Source organism: Catenovulum sediminis (genome assembly GCF_007289895.1).
GTDB classification, from domain to species: domain Bacteria; phylum Pseudomonadota; class Gammaproteobacteria; order Enterobacterales; family Alteromonadaceae; genus Catenovulum; species Catenovulum sediminis.
In genome coordinates this window covers 1,542,821-1,559,757 of record NZ_CP041660.1, presented here as the reverse complement: position 1 = coordinate 1,559,757, position 16,937 = coordinate 1,542,821, and the positions used below count along the sequence as shown (strand labels likewise).

Sequence of the window (16,937 nt, the reverse complement as noted above, 5' to 3'; positions counted from 1 at the left end):
TTTATAGCCTGTTTTCCACAAAGTCTGCTGGCGCGCCTACTGAAACCACATAGATTTTCTGTTGTTTTGACGGCCTGAAAATTCCGTCTTTTGAAGATTCCATAATATTTTTGGCAAGGTTTGAGTTTTTCCATTTAACGATCCGGCCGATCGATGAATTTTTTGATGGGTTGACTTCAGCAACACCGATTGGGTCAACGAAACCTGCTTCATAAGCGAAAACAATCATCGTTTCTTTAGGTAAAATACCGGCGTTTTGCCCTCTATCTATTGATATTTGGTTGCCTCGAATACCAACAACTTCGCCGGTTGCTGGGAGTTCTGTTAATAAACGCGTAACCATTATGCTCAATCCGCGACTTACCATATCTGACACGACAGAACGTACATTATTGGTGTCTGAGTAATTAAAACCTGAATAATAACGGCCGGCGACTTCGGTAAATACCAGTTCGTCATGTGTTCGCACATTATGTGAGTCCACCCTGATTTTACCAATACTTGGGCTTGGAAGTTTTTCTCTGGTAAAAGGGTCTAGTACGGCTGCTGTTAATTCAACCCGATATTGTGCAACTCCATTGTATTCGCCATAAAAGCGATCGGCTGCTTTTAGTGTATCCACTTTTAAAATAAAGTCTGGGCTAATGCTACGGTTGTTTACCATACGCTGCGCTGTAGCAGCAGCGTTGTCGGCTAATTGGCGTTCAATTTCTTGTTGTATAACTGCGTCATCTTTGGTGATAATTCGAAAACGATTGATACCAGAAACTAGGTTTTCTAACATCATTTCAATTTGGTGATTGTTAATTGCGATTAACGCTTGCTGTTCTTCAGTTTCACCCTGCACTAAGTTTTTATCAAAATATACACGTACCGTAGGTTTTCGTAGTGGGCAGCGTTTGTCTTCGTTTGTGCGATCAAAGGTGCAATATTTTAACCCTTGAGTATCAAAGTAGGCCGGTACCTGAATATCTGCATCGGTAAACTCGTAAGGTGTGCGTGCGTACTCAAGTTCGCTTTGTTTGCTACTGACCGGTTTTGTATTGGTTTGTTGTGTTGGGTATTCGATTTTTGCAGTGCTTCCACAACTGGCTAACAATAATGCACAACTAGATACTAGCAATAATCTTAACGTCTTCATTTGCGTCTCTGATTCTGTTTTTCTTGAATTTGCTTGGTGATATCAATAATTGCTTTGTCATTCGCTATCATGCTATTGGCATGCTGAGCCAAGGTAAGGCGATCCATGAGTATCGAGCTGGCTTTTTCTAACTTATAGAAGTTTGCCAGTAGGCTAAGCCCTTCAGCCTGTAAAAACTTATCTGGGTTTCGGGTTAATACACTGCCAATTTCAATTACTTGTAGTGCTATAACGGCAGTTAGTTCAGCATTTGCGTTAAATACTTTCTGGTTAGCTGCTTCATATGCTTTTAATTTAGGACCAATTTTTTGGCTATTGTTTTTAGCTGTTTTATCAAAAGCTTTTATCGCCTTTGCTAATTCTTCTTTTGATTTGCCTTCATTGGCTTTTAAAAATGATTGTACATCTCTGTGGTTGGCGGCAATCGTGCTGTAAGTATCTACCAGTTCAAATTGTTGTTTGGTGTAAACCATTGCTGTGTGTTGCACTTTATTAAAGGTTGGGGTGATATCAATTATGCCAAACCCCAATGTTTCTATATCGGTTTGTAAGCGCGATTGTCTTTGTGATCTATCCAGAGTAGAAAATTCTTCATTGCTGACAATTTGATAGTTTTTGTCTAATAAGGCTCGTGCTTCCTCTTCGGGTAGTAAAGTCATACCCGTTAGGGTGTCCGCCAAAGACATATTTTGTCCATTGGTATTTTTTTTCTTATTTTTGTTATTTTGCGCCGCAGCTGCTTTAACTAAATTTGTGCCGATTTGATTTAAGCTATCACTAAAGCCTTGCATATCTGTTGTTTTACAACCGGTCAACAGCAGCAACGGGAAGCACGGGGTAATCATCCATTTTACATATCGCATTTTGTTATACCTTGTTTTTTAGTTCTTCTACTAACAAGCTATTTAGCTTGTCTTGTTGGCTGCCTATGGCATGAACTTCAATGGGGTGGCCCAATAACATCATTTTCCCTTGTGGTGTTAACCAGTGGTATTGCAAACTTAATTTTCTAGCAGCTTGACTCTGCTCAGCACTTTCAATAATAGCGCCAGTGATAAAAACAGTTAACAGTTTGTCATTACTACTAAAACCTATTGGGGAGTGAAAGGGATATAATGCGCTTTTTAAAAAGGATAGCTCTTCGGGCAATATCAATTGGTAGTTAAATTGGTTTGCTGCACTAATGGCTGTATTTAGCGCTTGTGAATAGCGCTGTTTTATTTGATGTGGATAATTAAAAGCGTCTAACAAAGCTGCGTCTTTGAATAGTTGATTTTGGTACTTGCGCAGAGCGAATTGACTGAGCGCCAGTTCAGCTTGATTATCTTGTTGTTGGTATTTTTGTTGTGCGATCAATAATGGGTTTAATAGATTCAGTGCGGTTTGCTCAATATCGGCCAAAAAACTCGGTTTATGCACATGAATTAATACATAATGTTGGCCTTTGATTTGTTCATAACGGGCGATTTGATAATTATTGAAGGTAAAAGGCCGGGCGAGTTGATGTGTTTGTTGGTATAACGCACTTTGTGTTTCGCTTTTATATTCATCTCGTTGAGTATTTATCATGCTATGCACACTGGCTTCAATATCTGAGCTTAATCGTAAACTCAAACGAGATAATGCATCTTCCATTGCTGCATTTTTATTGTCACCAATCCCTACTGTGTATAAATAAACTTGTGTATCTGCCGGTGGTTGCCTAAAAAAGGTCGGTAACGTGGCACAGGCCGTTATTGGCATCAGTATACTCAAGCTTATCCACAGCACAAAAAATCGCATCCCGGTTGCCTCATGTTTCAGTTCAAAAGTGAAATATCACCAAAGACTCTATTAAAAATGATAAATGACGCACAGACAAGTGTATATCTGTATATTTATTACTTTACTATAGCGTAATTATTAGACATTCTTGTTGAAGTTGCACTGAATTGTCAATTTTCTGTGTATAATTTAATTTAACGAGGATCTCCTCAATGTTAGCTGGTAATGGTTAAGGACTATATATGAACCCAACTAAATTAATATTAATCAGTGGTGTGGTAAGTGTTTTAGCTGCCTGTGGTTCCACTCAATCTGGCAACTCTTCTCCAGTTGCTTCTAACATTCCTGATTGGGTACTCAACCCGTATGCAGAAGACGGTATTGCTGCAACTGATTGTGTGCGATTTACTGGGAATTTATCAGTCGATTCAAAAATGGCAGCGGCGAATAGTCGTGTTGCATTAGCGCAACAAATTGAAACGCGAGTCGAAGCGTTAGATAAAACGTACAGCAACCGAACTGATTCAAATGATGAGTCTACTGTAGGTACAACGTTTAGCTCAGTCTCTAAACAGGTGAGTAAACAAACGTTAAACGGTGCACGTGTTGTGAAAACCGATATTGTTAATATTGCCGGTAAAGATCACGTTTGCTCAAAAATGGAATTAAATCCGGGCGCGACACAGCAATTACTTGAAACTTTGATTACTAAGAGTGAACGCAAAATTAATCCCCAAGATCAAAAATTCTTATATCAGGAATTTAAAGCGTATAAAGCAGAGCAAGATCTTGCTGCTGAAATTGAGCGTTTAACCAACTAGGCACTAGGATTGACGTCACATCATGATGATGTGACGCTATACACTGATGTTGCCATCTTGCTTATAATAATTCCAAGTCCAAGCTGATCGTTCGCCTAATTAAAGCGCAAGCAATTATGCTTGCTCTTTAATTTTTATCTCTTTTTTGACCTTATTTACAGAAAGTTCATGCTTTAGCCCTTTATATAGGCTCACACACATTAAAAGTAAAATGATGGTAAAAGGTAAACCCGTAGAAATCGCACCAGCTTGAAGTGCACTTAATGCTGCTTTACCACCTCCCCATAATAATGTGATTGCAATTAAACCTTCCAATATTGCCCAAAATATACGTTGTGGAACTGGCGCATCGATTTTTCCGCCTGAGGTAATGCTGTCAATAACCAGTGAACCAGAATCTGATGAGGTTACAAAAAACACTAATATTAAGACAATTGCTAAAAACGAGGTTAAATGAGCAAATGGTAACTGTTCTAACATCTGAAATAAGGTTAAGGATACCGATGAAATGCCAGCACCTAATTCACCAATATTATCCTTTGCTTGTTGTATAGCTGAGCCACCAAATGTACCCATCCAAATGATGGTGATGATCATGGGTACCAGTAACACGGCAATCATAAACTCGCGTATTGTTCTACCTTTAGAAATTCTGGCGATAAACATTCCGACAAAAGGTGACCAAGAAATCCACCATGCCCAGTAGAATACCGTCCAACCGTGCAACCATTCTTGGTCGGCGCGATCTACCCAATTGCTCAGTGGCACTATGTTTTCTATATAACTACCGGTTGTGGTAACCATCCAACCAAACAATTCTAAAGTTGGACCCGCCAGTAAGACAAACAGCAATAACAGCAATGCGAGTAGCATATTGGTATTGCTGAGTACTTTAACACCACCGTCTAATCCTCTTACCACAGATATTACTGCAACCATAGTTACGCCTGTAATTATGGCGATTTGTGTGTTTAAACCAGCGGATATATCAAACAGAAAATTAAAACCGCTGGCCGCTTGTTTGGCGCCTAAACCTAATGAGGTTGCAAGCCCAAATATTGTTGCCAGCACGGCTAATGTATCAATTAAATGTCCAGGCCAGCCCCAAATTTTCTCACCGAGCAACGGATAAAAAGTTGAGCGAATAGTCAGTGGCAGCCCTTTGCTATAGGTAAAAAACGCCAGTGAGAGTGCAACTATGCCGTAGATTGCCCAAGGATGTATCCCCCAATGATACATGGTTGCGCCCATTGCCATTTTTTCAGCAGCGACAGTATTCGCCGTTACATTTAAAGGTGTGCCATACCAGTTTGTGTAGTAGGCCAGTGGTTCTGAGACACTCCAAAACATCAGACCGATACCCATGCCGGCAGCAAACAGCATTGCCAACCAAGATAAGGTGCTAAATTCAGGTTTGGCCTGTTCTCCGCCCAGTTTGATTTTTCCAACAGGTAATATGATTAGTGCCAAGCCAAACAATACAAAAATATTGCCTCCAGCCATAAAGAGCCAATCAAAATGTGTGATGCACCAGTTTTTAGTATCGGTTAAGAGTGTGTTGGCTTGCTCTGGAAACAATAAGGTTGAGCCAATAAAAGTTAAAATCAGCAGGGCGCTGACAAAAAACACAGGGTTGTGAATATCAAGACCCAAGATCTCGATATTATCTTGACCAAGCTCAAAGTCAGTTTCATATTCTTTACGCAGTTCGCGTAAGGTTGCACGGTTCATTAAATTTCTCCGTTTGTTCAAGCGAATATCGCTTGGGTAATGCATAGCGCCTATCGGTATCGGTAAGCGCTTTTTGCTTAGCGAATAAAGCCGCTAATACATATGTGTTTGTTAAATGATGGTGTTGCAATTATTAAAAATAATAATCAACCGACGCATACAGTGCACTAAAATCGCCTTTGCCAATGTCACCATGAGCATCTACATAACCGTTTTGCGAGAGATACTCTAAATAAAACCAACCCGGTCCATAGTTATAGCTGACCCCAGGTGCAAAGGCACTTACTGAGCCGATATCATTGCCAACTGTTTTTGATTTGGCCCAACTTGCATTGAGGTACATAAACCATTTTTTGTAAGTGTAACCCAACTCAAGTGCTGCTCGTTGAGTCTTAGTTTCTGCGGGTATTGACGCGCTCATTTGGTATGCATGAGGCAAAGTTCTTTGTGTCGTAAAGATCTGCATTTTGGCATAGAATTTATCGAAAGTAGCGCGATAGTATAAAGCAATGGCGTTGTGTTTTCCGGTGACTGAATCGTTTGCCTGCACTTGTGCGCTTAAATCTTGTAATTTGCCCGATTGAACGGAAAGTCCAATGGTATGCGGCTTTGACATTTGGTAGCTAATATCACCGACTAAAGTTTTAATTTTGCGATAAGTGGTAGAAGAGCCCCAGTGTCCATTATCGTCCACTGTATCTGTGCTCGTTTCACCCCAGTCGTCTGCATGGTAGTAGGCGAGGTTGTAATTGAATGCAGCTTGTTGTGCGCTGTATTTTATCCCGACATCCATTTGGTCGCCATAACCACCGTGCAGCATATCCCCGGGCCAAAAGTTAACTGTTTTCCAGCCAAATGGTACTTGGCTTTTGCCTAAGTACAAAGCGCCTTTTTCGTTGAACTGATACTTAATCCAAGCTTTGTGTAAGGTGAAGTTATCACCGGTAGAGTTATTTGTTTTATCGGTAAATGATCCCGGACCTATTCGGAGCTCAGCAGAAGCTGACCAAGGTCTGTTTTCTTGTTGGTCATCAACATACAGAATTAGAGCTTCATCGCTTAAGTCGCCTAACGTATCTTTGTCTCGTTCTGTTGCGCTCTCGCTCCCATCGTGAACATAACGGTAATTAAACCAAATGCCTCCGGATAAGCTTGTTGAAGCCAAGGTATTGCCGGATATTAGAAATATCAGTAAAAAATGCCAATGTCGCATTGTGATTTTCCTCTAATTTTTAATTTAGTCCTCTTAGCAAGTACGTTGCTTTAATGAGTCTAGCTCAATTTACGGTTTAATGTTGTTTATAAAAGTAGAGCGGGATGTGTTTTTAAACGTCAGTCGAGGCAAATAATCTCTAGTTTGTACTTCACTCTTAATCTCGCCTTAGTTATGCTAGTCGCAATTAATTATATCTATTTAACTTTAATAAATTTTACAGGGAAGAGCTTATGTCTCAACCATTAACAAGTGTTATTCTCGCGGCAGGTAAAGGCACGCGAATGAAATCTGCATTACCTAAAGTGCTGCATAAAATTGGCGCTAAAGCTATGGTTCAGCATGTTATTGATGCCAGTCGTCAACTAACCGCTTGTCAAAAGATAATTATGATTTATGGTCACGGCGGTGACAAACTACAATCTGCGTTAAATAACGAATCATTAATCTGGGTAGAACAAGCTGAACAACTGGGTACTGGTCATGCTGTACAGCAAGTTACCCCACATATTAATGATGATGAGCAGGTGCTCATTTTATATGGTGATGTACCGCTTATCGGTGCGCAAACCTTAGAGCAGCTTATTGCTGTTGCACCAGCCAAGGGAATTGGTTTGTTGACGGTTAATTTACCAGACCCAAAAGGTTATGGGCGTATTATTCGAGATAGCGAAGGCAATGTAACTGCAATTGTTGAAGAAAAAGATGCAGATACCCAACAAAGATTGATCAATGAAGTGAATACAGGGATCTTAACAGCACCGGCTGGCTTGTTAAAAAACTGGCTATCAGATCTGGATAATAATAATGCGCAAGGTGAGTATTATTTAACAGATATCATTGCCATGTGTTCGCAGCAGGGTTATCCAATAGCGACTGCTCAACCAGCTGAAAGTTATGAAGTCGAAGGTGTTAATAACCGTCTGCAACAAGCTACTTTAGAGCGAATTTACCAGCAAAAACAGGTCGAAGCTTTAATGGTTGAGGGGGTTACGTTTCGCGACCCTGCACGCGTTGATATTCGTGGCACCGTTAGTGTAGGACAAGATGTTGCAATTGATATTAATGCCGTTTTTGAAGGTGAAGTCGAATTAGGCTCAGGTGTACATATTGAGCCAAACTGCATATTGCGTAATTGCCGCATTGGTGACAATACTCTGATCAAAGCCAATACAGTGATTGAAGATGCGGTTATCAAAAATGATTGCTTTATTGGTCCATTTGCGCGGATCCGTCCTGGTTCTGAGTTTTCAGAAGGGGTGCATATTGGTAATTTTGTTGAAACAAAAAATACTAAGATTGCCAGAGGATCTAAAGCGAATCATTTAACTTATTTAGGTGATAGTGAGGTTGGCGCAAACGTTAATATCGGAGCCGGTACGATTACCTGTAACTATGACGGTGCCAATAAGTTTAAAACTATAATCGGAGACAAGGTTTTTGTTGGCTCTAACGCTTCGCTTGTCGCGCCGCTGAATATATCAGCCGGTTCAACTATTGGTGCGGGTTCAACAATCACTAAAGATACAGGGGAAGATGAGTTGGTGATTGCGCGCAGTAAACAGCGTCATATTTCTGGTTGGCAGCGACCGGTAAAAGAGAAAAAATAAACTAACCGACAGGGGTGGCAATTGTCTTAAATAGGGTGGTTGCCATCGATCCAAATCAGCACCTTTCTCTCTCCTTTCTCTCTCCTTTCTCTCTCCTTGGCTTTGTTATCACAGCGCACTCGGAGCATTCGTACATTTCAACAACCATTGTCTGCTTATGTGGTAAGCATAAAATGATGCTAACCTGAAAGAAAAGGCTTCTTTTCACTGTCTAGTGATTTACAGCTAGTTGTTTTAAATAAATAAAGGATTTTAAGATGAAAAATAAATTTTTATGGGCAATGGCGCTTTCTTTTGTTGTCAGTGCTTGCAGTGTAGCCTCTATAGAAGATCGGTATTTAACAAAAGATGTGTACAACGACGTGAACGATTTTACTTTGCAGCAGGGCGACAATATTCCTTCGGTAGCCTTGGCTGACAGTCAAGGCGCAAAGCATAATTTACGTACATTGGCGGGTGAACAAAACTTATTGATAGTTTTTTATCGTGGTGACTGGTGTCCGTTTTGTATTAATCAATTAGAGTCATTTGAAGCGGTTTTGCCAGAGTTAGACAAGCACAACACGCAACTTGTTGCTATTAGCCCAGACTCTGTCGCAACAAACAAAAACACCCAGCGCCAGTTTGGTCAAAATTATTTATTTTTAAGTGACGAAAATCTTGCTGTTATCGATATGTTTGGTCTTAAAAAAGATGAAACTACACCGCACCCAGCGACCTTGTTAGTGAAAAAAGGCGGTGAAGTTGTATGGTTCTATGTGAGCAAAGACTACAAAACCCGCCCGGCCGGAACACAAATGAAGCAGGTATTAACACGTTATCTTAAATAGCAATCTACGGTTTTACCTTTATAGAGCCAGTCCATAATTAATTACCACTGGTATTCGCTGATCATGCTCATCTACTATTGCCCAATTCGTTGGTTAATAGTAGACGTACTCTAGTTCTGGTTGAATCTGCTTTTGTCTTGTTTTTGTAACATTTTACTGTTATTACATATAGTTACAGATAATTTGATGCAGAAGGATTTATGGAAGAAACAGCGCTACGGGAAAGAGTATACGCAACCGTGTATGGCAAAATTAACGTTACAGAATTGTTTGTTACCGCTTTTATTGATGCTGATTTATACCCAACCGTTGAACTTACAGGTTTGGATGTTAACGCGAGAAAACAAGATCCTCACAGGTATGTGTTAATGGCTGCATTAGCTTGCGGTTATGCTCAGCCGGCCACGATGCTTAAAAATAAAAAAGTATTGGATGTGGGTTGCGGTAGTGGTTTAATTTCTGATTGTATGGCAAAACAGGCTAACGCTGTGTGGTTAGTGGACCCAGATTTTCGCAAACCTAATAATCCCGTAGATAATATGATTAGCTCGAGATTTATCATTGACGATAAAATTCAAAATATCGAGTGTAATATGCCTGAACTCATAAATTCTTTTGATTTGGTCACCTCATTTGCGCCACATCCATTTCCGTTATCCGCATCCCGCTTGGGGAAAAATCGATTCAGTGAGTCATTGGCATACTTTAAAAGTATGGTAAATATGACGCGCGCTGGTGGCGATCTACTTATTATGCCTATTTATGAGTATGATTTAGGCTTAGAGAAGGGCATTGAAACTTTATTAGAGCTTTTGTCTGAATCGTTCAATCAGGTTTTTATGCGTAAAGTAACGCTAGATAAGCCGAAAGACTATCCGTATTTCGCGGTATTTGTAATAGGGCGTGGGAAAAAGCAGGGCATTTAATTGTAAACGCCCCGAAGAGGTATGAAAGGGTTATTGGCCTAGTTCTGAGATAACTTTGTCTAAACCTACTTCTGAAATACGACGCGCGATTTCTGTCTGTTTTGCACCTAATAGCGAAATACCTTCAGCAACCATATCGTAAACTTTCCAGTCACCTTGTTTGTCTTGTCGTAATTTAAACTGCAAATCAATCGCCGGTGCTTTGTCGTCGACGATTCGGGTTTTTACCGTGGCGTATTTACCGTCAACTTGTGATGCGCCTTCATCAAAAATGACTTTTTGTCCGTTGTAGTTCATTAATGCATTGGCATAAGTTGTTGTTAAATGATGTTCTACCGCTTTAATAAAAGCGTCAGCCTGTGTTCTATTTATTTTGCGGACATGTTTACCCAATAACTTAAAAGAGACGTATTGTACGTCAATATGTGGCATTAAGTGATTGCTGACAATTTTTTTCATCTGTTGCTTTTTTTCATTTACATCCAGATTGAGCTGACCAATTTGGCTAAATAAGTTATTGCCAACCGTGTTTAGCAGTTTATTAGGATTTTGCTCTGCGTTAGTGGCCGCACTGGTAAACGCGCTAAAAAGCAGAATGATTGGTAATATTAAGTTTTTGAATGTCGTCATGAGTTTAATCTCGTCCGTTTGAATATGACAGTTATTTTACCTCAAGATTGCGGGTTTATTGATATAAAAATTAGCAAATTATTAATGCAAAAATGGCAACAATCATGTTTGAGCTACGAGCTACGAGCTACGAGCTTCGAGCTTCGAGCTTCGAGCTTCGAGCTAATGTAGGTCGCGGCTTTAGCCCGACAAAAGATGCAAATGACAAGTTACAAGTTGCAAGCTATAAGCTTCGAGCTTCGAGCTAATGTAGGTCGCGGCTTTAGCCCGACAAAAGATGCAAATGACAAGTTACAAGTTACAAGCTACAAGCTTCGAGCTAATGTAGGTCGCGGCTTTAGCCCGACAAAAGATGCAAACGACAAGTTGCAACTTGCAAGTTACAAGCTTATAAGTTACAGGCTTCTAGCTATGAGCTGATAAGATAGGTAGGTCGTTCCTTTAGGGCGACATTTTATACTTCAATATTTGTGTATTCTGCTTTGTCGGCGTAAACACCGACCTACATTAGCTCATAGCTCATAGCTCGAAGCTCGAAGCTCGAAGCTCGAAGCTCGAAGCTCGAAGCTCATAGCTCAAAGCTCAAAGCTCAAAGCTCAAAGCTCAAAGCTCAAAGCTCAAAGCTCATAGCTCATAGCTCAAAGCTCAAAGCTTTATCTCGCTACTTTGACAATTTGTTTGCCAAAAATTCCGCCGTCTAATTGTTTATGCAAAGCTTGTGTAACAGCTTGTGCGTCAAATTCTATCGGGATGATTTTCGGGGCTTTTATTACGCCATTATTCACACTGTCCATTAATAGGTTACCCATAAAACTCATGCGCTGTTGCGCGCAGAGGCTGCGGGTTAACCAAGCGCCACCTAAAGATACAATATTAATCACCGGCGCTTTGCGAAATAAAAGTTCATTTGGCAGTTCAGGGATGCCATTTAAGCAAGCAATGCGACCACAAAACCTAAGTAATTCAAGGTTTCGAATGGTGTTCTCGCCGCCAATTGAATCTATAACGGCGTCAAATTGGCCATTGCATAAAGCCACTTTGAATTTTTTTAAAAGGTTTTTGTCGTGATAGTCAAAGGTTTCGTCAGCCCCGATTTTTTTCAAATAGGTATGGTGTTTTTTGCTGGCGGTTGTGACTACGGTTGCACCTCGTTGTTTGGCAAACTGAATGGCAAATTGCCCCACAGCGCCAGCGCCCGCTTCAATCAGCAACATGTCACCTTCTTGAATTTGCAATTTATCAAGAGCAAATAAAGCGGTCATGCCTGCACATGGCAGGCTGGCAGCAGTCGCAGCATCTAAATCTTGTGGCATTTGTGATACCGCAAAATTAGGTACAGCTACATACTCAGATAACATGCCTTGCTGTGACAGGTCAGCATGCCACATCACTCTGTCACCAATGTTAGGGAATACACCAACGGGTGCATCGACAACCGTTCCGACAGCATCTAATCCGGGGATATGTGGGTATTGCCATTCCGGAAAGCCTTTTTTAGCAAGCTTACCGTCAACCGGGTTTAACCCAACATATTCAACACGTATCAATAATTGACATTCTTTACGTTCTGGCACGGCTATTTCATGCATCTTGAATGTAAAGTTATCTTCTGCTTTTTCCAGCATGATAGCTTTCATAGTGCTGGGAAACTGTGTCATGTCATTCACCTTTATATTTACTGAAAGAGTGTACGGCTCCATCCTCCACTAAATGCCTTGTAGGTTGCAATTTTAGCCAGCGTATATGAAATTTTGGCGTCTACAGCATCCTGTTGCGCTATTAAAGCATCTTGTCTGGCGGCTAACAAATCTAAATATGGTACTTGTCCTTCTTCGTACATTGCCTTTGCTTGCATGTTGGCTTGCTGTGCGTGATGTAATCTTTTATCTGCAAATTCAATTAAGGTTTTAGATTTTTGCATGTTAACCAAAGCAAATTGTGATTCGGCAACTGCACTGACAACGGTATTTTCATAGTCAGCTAATGCGGCTTGTGCCAGTGAATCTTGCGCATTTGCCTGTGCTTTTAATGCTGGCAGACTGAGTATTGACCAATTTATTTGTGGGGTCACAGACCATGCATCATTGCTAGTGGATAACGAACTGCCTGTTGGGTTTAACAAGCCGACAAAACCACTGATTGAAATGTCCGGATACAAAGCAGCATCCGCTGCTTCTTTTAACGCTTGCTGTTGTGTCAAACGATGCAATGCAATATGGATATCTGATCGTGCTTGAATTGCCTTTTCCGGTTGTGCGAGCGCGATCGGTTGTAACAAATTTTGGCTAAATATTTGTTGTTCAGTTTGCAGCGTGAAAGTGTCAGCTGTCGTCCCTAATAATACTGCTAAAGTCGTTTTAATCTGATACATTTCACTTTCAATCATAGGCAACAGAGATTTTTGTTGATTAAGCTGGGCATACGTCCGGTTAACATCCAAATTAGATGCAAATCCTTCTTCAACTCTAGCTTCAAGCACTTCAATACTTTCATTCAACGCGGCAATTTGCTGCTGCACAATTTGTAATTTCAGTTGTTTGCCTTGCCATTCGAAATAACTGCGGACAATGCCGGATACAACTTCAGTTAACAGTCGAATTTGCTGCTCTTGAGCCTGTAAATTATTGGCTAATGCTGCATCGGTCAAAGCTGATATTCGGCCAAATAAATCTATTTTCCAGAGTGCTGAAGCGCCAAATTGAGCATTAGTAGATAATTGATCTTGCACTGACTGACGCGTCGCTTGCAATTGCACGCCACCTTGCGGCCAGTGTTGTGCTTCTTCATAGCCTAATTGTTGTAGCGCTGCAGTGTATCTGTTTTGCGCCGCTCGTAAATTATGGTTAGCCGAGATACCTTGAGCAACCAGATTATTAAGTTGTTCACTTTGATAGGCTAACCACCATTTATTTTCTGTTGCTTGTTGTTGGCTTGTTAATTCTGCCGCGTAAGTTTTACCTGAAAAATAATTCATTTGCTCAACGTCCATATTATTTTTTTCCTGTGTCGTGGCGCAGCTGCTAATAGCCAGCGCCACTAAAGTCGTACATAAACTGAGGCGTAATTTATGATGCATGATGATTGTCCTCGATACGGTTCGGCTCTGATCCGATGTTATTGTCAATTTCTTTTTTTGCATCTTGTTTCGCGACCAAGGCGTAAAACACAGGGGTGAATAATAGGCCAAATAAAGTGACACCAATCATGCCCGAGAAAACGGCTATGCCCATTGCCTGACGCATTTCTGAGCCCGCGCCTGAAGCTAACACGAGTGGGACTACACCTGCAGTAAATGCAATAGAAGTCATTAATATTGGACGTAGTCGCATTTTTCCTGATTCAACTATTGCTTGTAGGCGAGTGAGTCCGGCTTCTTGCTGTTCTTTAGCAAACTCGACCATCAAAATGGCGTTTTTACAGGCCAGCGCGACCAATACAATCAGCGCGATTTGGGTAAATATATTGTTGTCACCACCGACCAGCCAAACACCAAATAATGCTGAGAATATCGTCATAGGCACAATCAGGATGATTGCCAGTGGTAAGCGCAAGCTTTCATATTGAGCAGCCAAAACCATAAAGACCAATAGCACGACTAACGGAAAAACATACACCATAGTATTGCCAGCAATTTCCTGCTGGAAAGTCACTTCTGTCCACTCAAACGCCATACCGTCGGTTAAATTATTGGCCAGTACCTCTTCAATTGCCTGCTGCGCTTGATCTGAACTGTAGCCCATCGCCGGACTGCCGTTTAATTCGGCACTTGGATAGCCGTTGTAATGCATCACTCTATCCGGGCCGGTTGTTGGTGTTGCTTTTAATACCGCACCTAAAGGCACCATATCACCCTGACGGTTGCGCACTTTTAAATTCAGTATTTGTTTGGCATCTAATCTAAACTCAGCATCAGCCTGTGCGTTGACCTGATAAGTACGACCAAACATATTGAAGTCGTTCACATATAAAGAGCCTAAATAGATTTGTAATGCATCAAATACTTCACTCAAAGGAATGCCTTGTAACATGGCTTGTTCACGATCAATTTCAATATCCATTTGTGGTACCTGAATTCTAAAGCTTGAATACAAACCCATTAATTCAGGACGTTGCCGCGCTTCACCAATTACCTTTTGTAAGGTGTTAAATAGCGCTTCAAATCCTTGATTGGAGCGATCTTCTATCTGGAGTTTAAAACCACCCGTGGTACCTAAACCTAAAATCGGCGGTGGTGGGAAAACCGCGACAAAAGCTTCATCAATGACGGAATATCTTTTGTTTAATTCGGCGGCAATCGCGCCAGCAGATTGTTCAGCACTCTGGCGTTTTGAAAAATCTTCCAACGGAGTAAATATAACTGCACTATTGGGGCTGTTAGTAAAGCCATTGATAGACAAACCCGGAAAAGCAACAGAGTTCGCCACGCCCGGTACCGCTTTGGCAATTTCAGACATTTCACGGACAACCGCTTCGGTGCGGTCTAAACTTGAGGCATCTGGCAATTGAGCCACAGAAACCAGATATTGTTTGTCTTGTGCTGGGATAAAACCACCCGGTACCGCGTTAAATAATCCGGCAGTACTGCCGATGAGTGCGATATACACAACACCTACAATTACACTGAACCGAACCAGTTTTTTAATGGAGGTTTGATAGGCTATTGAGCCTTTCTCAAATAAACGATTAAATGGTTTAAACAAAATTTTGCCGAATACTTTGTTTAATAACTGGGTTAACCAATCCGGTTTGGCATTGTGCGGCTTGAGCAACAAGGCGGATAATGCCGGCGACAAAGTTAACGAGTTTATTGCCGATATAATGGTAGAAATGGTAATGGTTAACGCAAACTGTTTGTAAAACTGGCCGGTTAAACCTGTGATAAATGCAGTTGGAATAAATACCGCACACAATACCAGAGCAATTGCAATAATAGGGCCGGTAACCTCTGTCATCGCCACGCGGGTGGCTTCGTATGGAGATAACCCTTTTTCAATATTCCGTTCGACGTTTTCGACAACGACAATCGCATCATCTACAACAATACCGATAGCCAATACTAAACCAAACAGCGATAAGGTATTGATGCTGACGCCGAGCCATTGCATGACCGCAAAGGTACCAATTAAAGACACAGGTACGGCAATTAACGGGATGATTGACGCTCGCCAGGTTTGTAAAAATACAATCACCACTATCACAACCAATGCGATAGCTTCTAATAAAGTTTTAATAACGGCTTCAATTGAACCACGCACAAAAACAGTGGGATCGTAGACAATGTCGTAATCCATGCCTGCCGGAAAATCTTTCGCCAGTGTTTTCATCGTGGCTCTAACTTGATCCGACAACTCTATCGCATTCGAACCCGGACGTTGAAATATCGGCATCGCGACCGCTGGTTGGCCATTCAATAATGAACGCAGTGCATAGGTATTCTGGCCAATTTCTACACGCGCGACATCTTTAAGTCGGGTGATCGCGCCTTGTTCGCCCACTTTGATGATGACATTTTCAAATTCTTCAACACTGCCAAGACGGCCTTTTACATTTAATAAAACCTGAAACTGTGCGTCATTTGGCGCAGGTTGAGCGCCCAGTGAGCCCGCGGCTACCTGTTGATTTTGTTCTCTTAGTGCGCTGACAACTTCGCTTGCTGTTAATTGACGAGCCGCTAGTGCATCTGGGTTTAACCAGACACGCATTGAATATTTACCACCGCCAAATAAGCGGACTTCACCGACACCACTAATACGTGCAATCTGATCTTTTACATTTAGATCTGCATAGTTCGACAGGTATTCAGTTTCACGTGTTTTTTCAGGTGAATACAGGTGCACAACCATAGTTAAGTTGGGTGAAGACTTTTGTGCAACGACACCTAATCTTTGTACTTCTTGCGGTAAGCGAGGCAGTGCACTGTTGACTCTGTTTTGCACACGAACTTGCGCTCTATCGAGATCAGTGCCTAGAGCAAAGGTAACGGTTAGGGTCATGCGACCATCACTGGTCGCTTGAGAAAACATGTACAACATATTCTCTACACCGTTAATTTCTTGCTCAAGTGGCGTAGCGACCGTTTCAGCAATTACTTTTGGATTTGCACCCGGATAATTTGCAGTTACGACGACCGTCGGGGGGACAACTTCCGGATATTCGCTGATCGGAAGCTGAAACAAAGATATTGCGCCACCAATCAGTATTATCAGTGATAAAACAGACGCAAAAATGGGTCTTTTAATAAAAAAGTGAGAAAAGTTCATAGCGTTATCTG

13 protein-coding genes are annotated in these 16,937 nt (G+C 41.3%); 4 read left to right on the top strand and 9 right to left on the bottom strand.

Going from position 1 to position 16,937, the window contains the following annotated elements; all coding sequences use genetic code 11:
- Position 1: 1 nt before the first annotated feature.
- The 3 genes from FNT16_RS06325 to FNT16_RS06315 are packed head-to-tail and all read right to left on the bottom strand — an operon-like array spanning position 2 to position 2,923.
- On the bottom strand, positions 2–1,141 hold the full coding sequence (locus FNT16_RS06325; RefSeq protein WP_143870745.1) for a hypothetical protein: 1,140 nt from the start codon (positions 1,139–1,141) through the stop codon (positions 2–4).
- Positions 1,138–2,004, bottom strand: coding sequence for a hypothetical protein (locus FNT16_RS06320; protein WP_143870744.1), 867 nt, complete (start codon positions 2,002–2,004; stop codon positions 1,138–1,140). Before FNT16_RS06320 ends, FNT16_RS06325 begins: the two co-directional genes overlap by 4 nt.
- A gap of 4 nt (positions 2,005–2,008) precedes the next feature.
- The gene (locus tag FNT16_RS06315) at positions 2,009–2,923 is read right to left on the bottom strand and encodes an LPP20 family lipoprotein (RefSeq protein WP_143870742.1); all 915 of its coding nucleotides are present in this window, start codon (positions 2,921–2,923) and stop codon (positions 2,009–2,011) included.
- 224 nt (positions 2,924–3,147) lie between these two features.
- On the opposite strand from FNT16_RS06315, the gene FNT16_RS06310 reads away from it, so the two are divergent.
- Positions 3,148–3,726, top strand: coding sequence for an LPP20 family lipoprotein (locus FNT16_RS06310; protein WP_143870741.1), 579 nt, complete (start codon positions 3,148–3,150; stop codon positions 3,724–3,726).
- A gap of 114 nt (positions 3,727–3,840) precedes the next feature.
- Here the strand turns inward: FNT16_RS06310 and FNT16_RS06305 are convergent, their stop codons facing one another.
- Positions 3,841–5,457: a BCCT family transporter gene (locus tag FNT16_RS06305; protein WP_185976709.1), complete on the bottom strand. Its 1,617-nt coding sequence runs from the start codon at positions 5,455–5,457 to the stop codon at positions 3,841–3,843.
- 133 nt (positions 5,458–5,590) lie between these two features.
- The gene (locus tag FNT16_RS06300; protein WP_143870739.1) at positions 5,591–6,670 is read right to left on the bottom strand and encodes a porin; all 1,080 of its coding nucleotides are present in this window, start codon (positions 6,668–6,670) and stop codon (positions 5,591–5,593) included.
- A gap of 233 nt (positions 6,671–6,903) precedes the next feature.
- Here FNT16_RS06300 and glmU point away from each other — a divergent pair, with 233 nt between their 5' ends.
- The 3 genes from glmU (at position 6,904) to FNT16_RS06285 (ending at position 10,036) form a co-directional block, all read left to right on the top strand.
- On the top strand, positions 6,904–8,280 hold the full coding sequence (gene glmU / locus FNT16_RS06295) for a bifunctional UDP-N-acetylglucosamine diphosphorylase/glucosamine-1-phosphate N-acetyltransferase GlmU (protein WP_143870738.1): 1,377 nt from the start codon (positions 6,904–6,906) through the stop codon (positions 8,278–8,280).
- 257 nt (positions 8,281–8,537) lie between these two features.
- Positions 8,538–9,110, top strand: coding sequence for a peroxiredoxin-like family protein (locus tag FNT16_RS06290; RefSeq protein ID WP_143870736.1), 573 nt, complete (start codon positions 8,538–8,540; stop codon positions 9,108–9,110).
- A gap of 200 nt (positions 9,111–9,310) precedes the next feature.
- Complete coding sequence (locus FNT16_RS06285; protein ID WP_143870735.1) at positions 9,311–10,036, top strand: class I SAM-dependent methyltransferase; 726 nt, start codon at positions 9,311–9,313, stop codon at positions 10,034–10,036.
- Between the two features lie 30 nt (positions 10,037–10,066).
- Here the strand turns inward: FNT16_RS06285 and FNT16_RS06280 are convergent, their stop codons facing one another.
- From FNT16_RS06280 to FNT16_RS06265, 4 genes are all read right to left on the bottom strand, one after another.
- Positions 10,067–10,666, bottom strand: coding sequence for an MlaC/ttg2D family ABC transporter substrate-binding protein (locus tag FNT16_RS06280; protein ID WP_143870734.1), 600 nt, complete (start codon positions 10,664–10,666; stop codon positions 10,067–10,069).
- 653 nt (positions 10,667–11,319) lie between these two features.
- Positions 11,320–12,324 carry a zinc-binding dehydrogenase gene (locus FNT16_RS06275; RefSeq protein WP_143870733.1) on the bottom strand — a complete coding sequence of 335 codons (1,005 nt, stop codon included), beginning with the start codon at positions 12,322–12,324 and terminating at the stop codon, positions 11,320–11,322.
- 17 nt (positions 12,325–12,341) lie between these two features.
- Positions 12,342–13,742 carry an efflux transporter outer membrane subunit gene (locus FNT16_RS06270; protein WP_185976708.1) on the bottom strand — a complete coding sequence of 467 codons (1,401 nt, stop codon included), beginning with the start codon at positions 13,740–13,742 and terminating at the stop codon, positions 12,342–12,344.
- Positions 13,732–16,926, bottom strand: a complete 3,195-nt coding sequence (locus FNT16_RS06265; RefSeq protein ID WP_143870730.1) for an efflux RND transporter permease subunit — start codon at positions 16,924–16,926, stop codon at positions 13,732–13,734. The genes FNT16_RS06270 and FNT16_RS06265 overlap by 11 nt, the downstream gene beginning before the upstream one ends.
- Between the last annotated feature and the right edge of the window lie 11 nt (positions 16,927–16,937).

What these genes read in the sequence shown, in the direction of transcription:
- FNT16_RS06325 (WP_143870745.1), bottom strand. Translation starts at nt 1,141, where the DNA reads ATGAAGACGTTAAGATTATTGCTAGTATCTAGTTGTGCATTATTGTTA.
- FNT16_RS06320 (WP_143870744.1), bottom strand. Translation starts at nt 2,004, where the DNA reads ATGCGATATGTAAAATGGATGATTACCCCGTGCTTCCCGTTGCTGCTG.
- FNT16_RS06315 (WP_143870742.1), bottom strand. Translation starts at nt 2,923, where the DNA reads ATGCGATTTTTTGTGCTGTGGATAAGCTTGAGTATACTGATGCCAATA.
- FNT16_RS06310 (WP_143870741.1), top strand. Translation starts at nt 3,148, where the DNA reads ATGAACCCAACTAAATTAATATTAATCAGTGGTGTGGTAAGTGTTTTA.
- FNT16_RS06305 (WP_185976709.1), bottom strand. Translation starts at nt 5,457, where the DNA reads ATGAACCGTGCAACCTTACGCGAACTGCGTAAAGAATATGAAACTGAC.
- FNT16_RS06300 (WP_143870739.1), bottom strand. Translation starts at nt 6,670, where the DNA reads ATGCGACATTGGCATTTTTTACTGATATTTCTAATATCCGGCAATACC.
- glmU (WP_143870738.1), top strand. Translation starts at nt 6,904, where the DNA reads ATGTCTCAACCATTAACAAGTGTTATTCTCGCGGCAGGTAAAGGCACG.
- FNT16_RS06290 (WP_143870736.1), top strand. Translation starts at nt 8,538, where the DNA reads ATGAAAAATAAATTTTTATGGGCAATGGCGCTTTCTTTTGTTGTCAGT.
- FNT16_RS06285 (WP_143870735.1), top strand. Translation starts at nt 9,311, where the DNA reads ATGGAAGAAACAGCGCTACGGGAAAGAGTATACGCAACCGTGTATGGC.
- FNT16_RS06280 (WP_143870734.1), bottom strand. Translation starts at nt 10,666, where the DNA reads ATGACGACATTCAAAAACTTAATATTACCAATCATTCTGCTTTTTAGC.
- FNT16_RS06275 (WP_143870733.1), bottom strand. Translation starts at nt 12,324, where the DNA reads ATGACACAGTTTCCCAGCACTATGAAAGCTATCATGCTGGAAAAAGCA.
- FNT16_RS06270 (WP_185976708.1), bottom strand. Translation starts at nt 13,742, where the DNA reads ATGCATCATAAATTACGCCTCAGTTTATGTACGACTTTAGTGGCGCTG.
- FNT16_RS06265 (WP_143870730.1), bottom strand. Translation starts at nt 16,926, where the DNA reads ATGAACTTTTCTCACTTTTTTATTAAAAGACCCATTTTTGCGTCTGTT.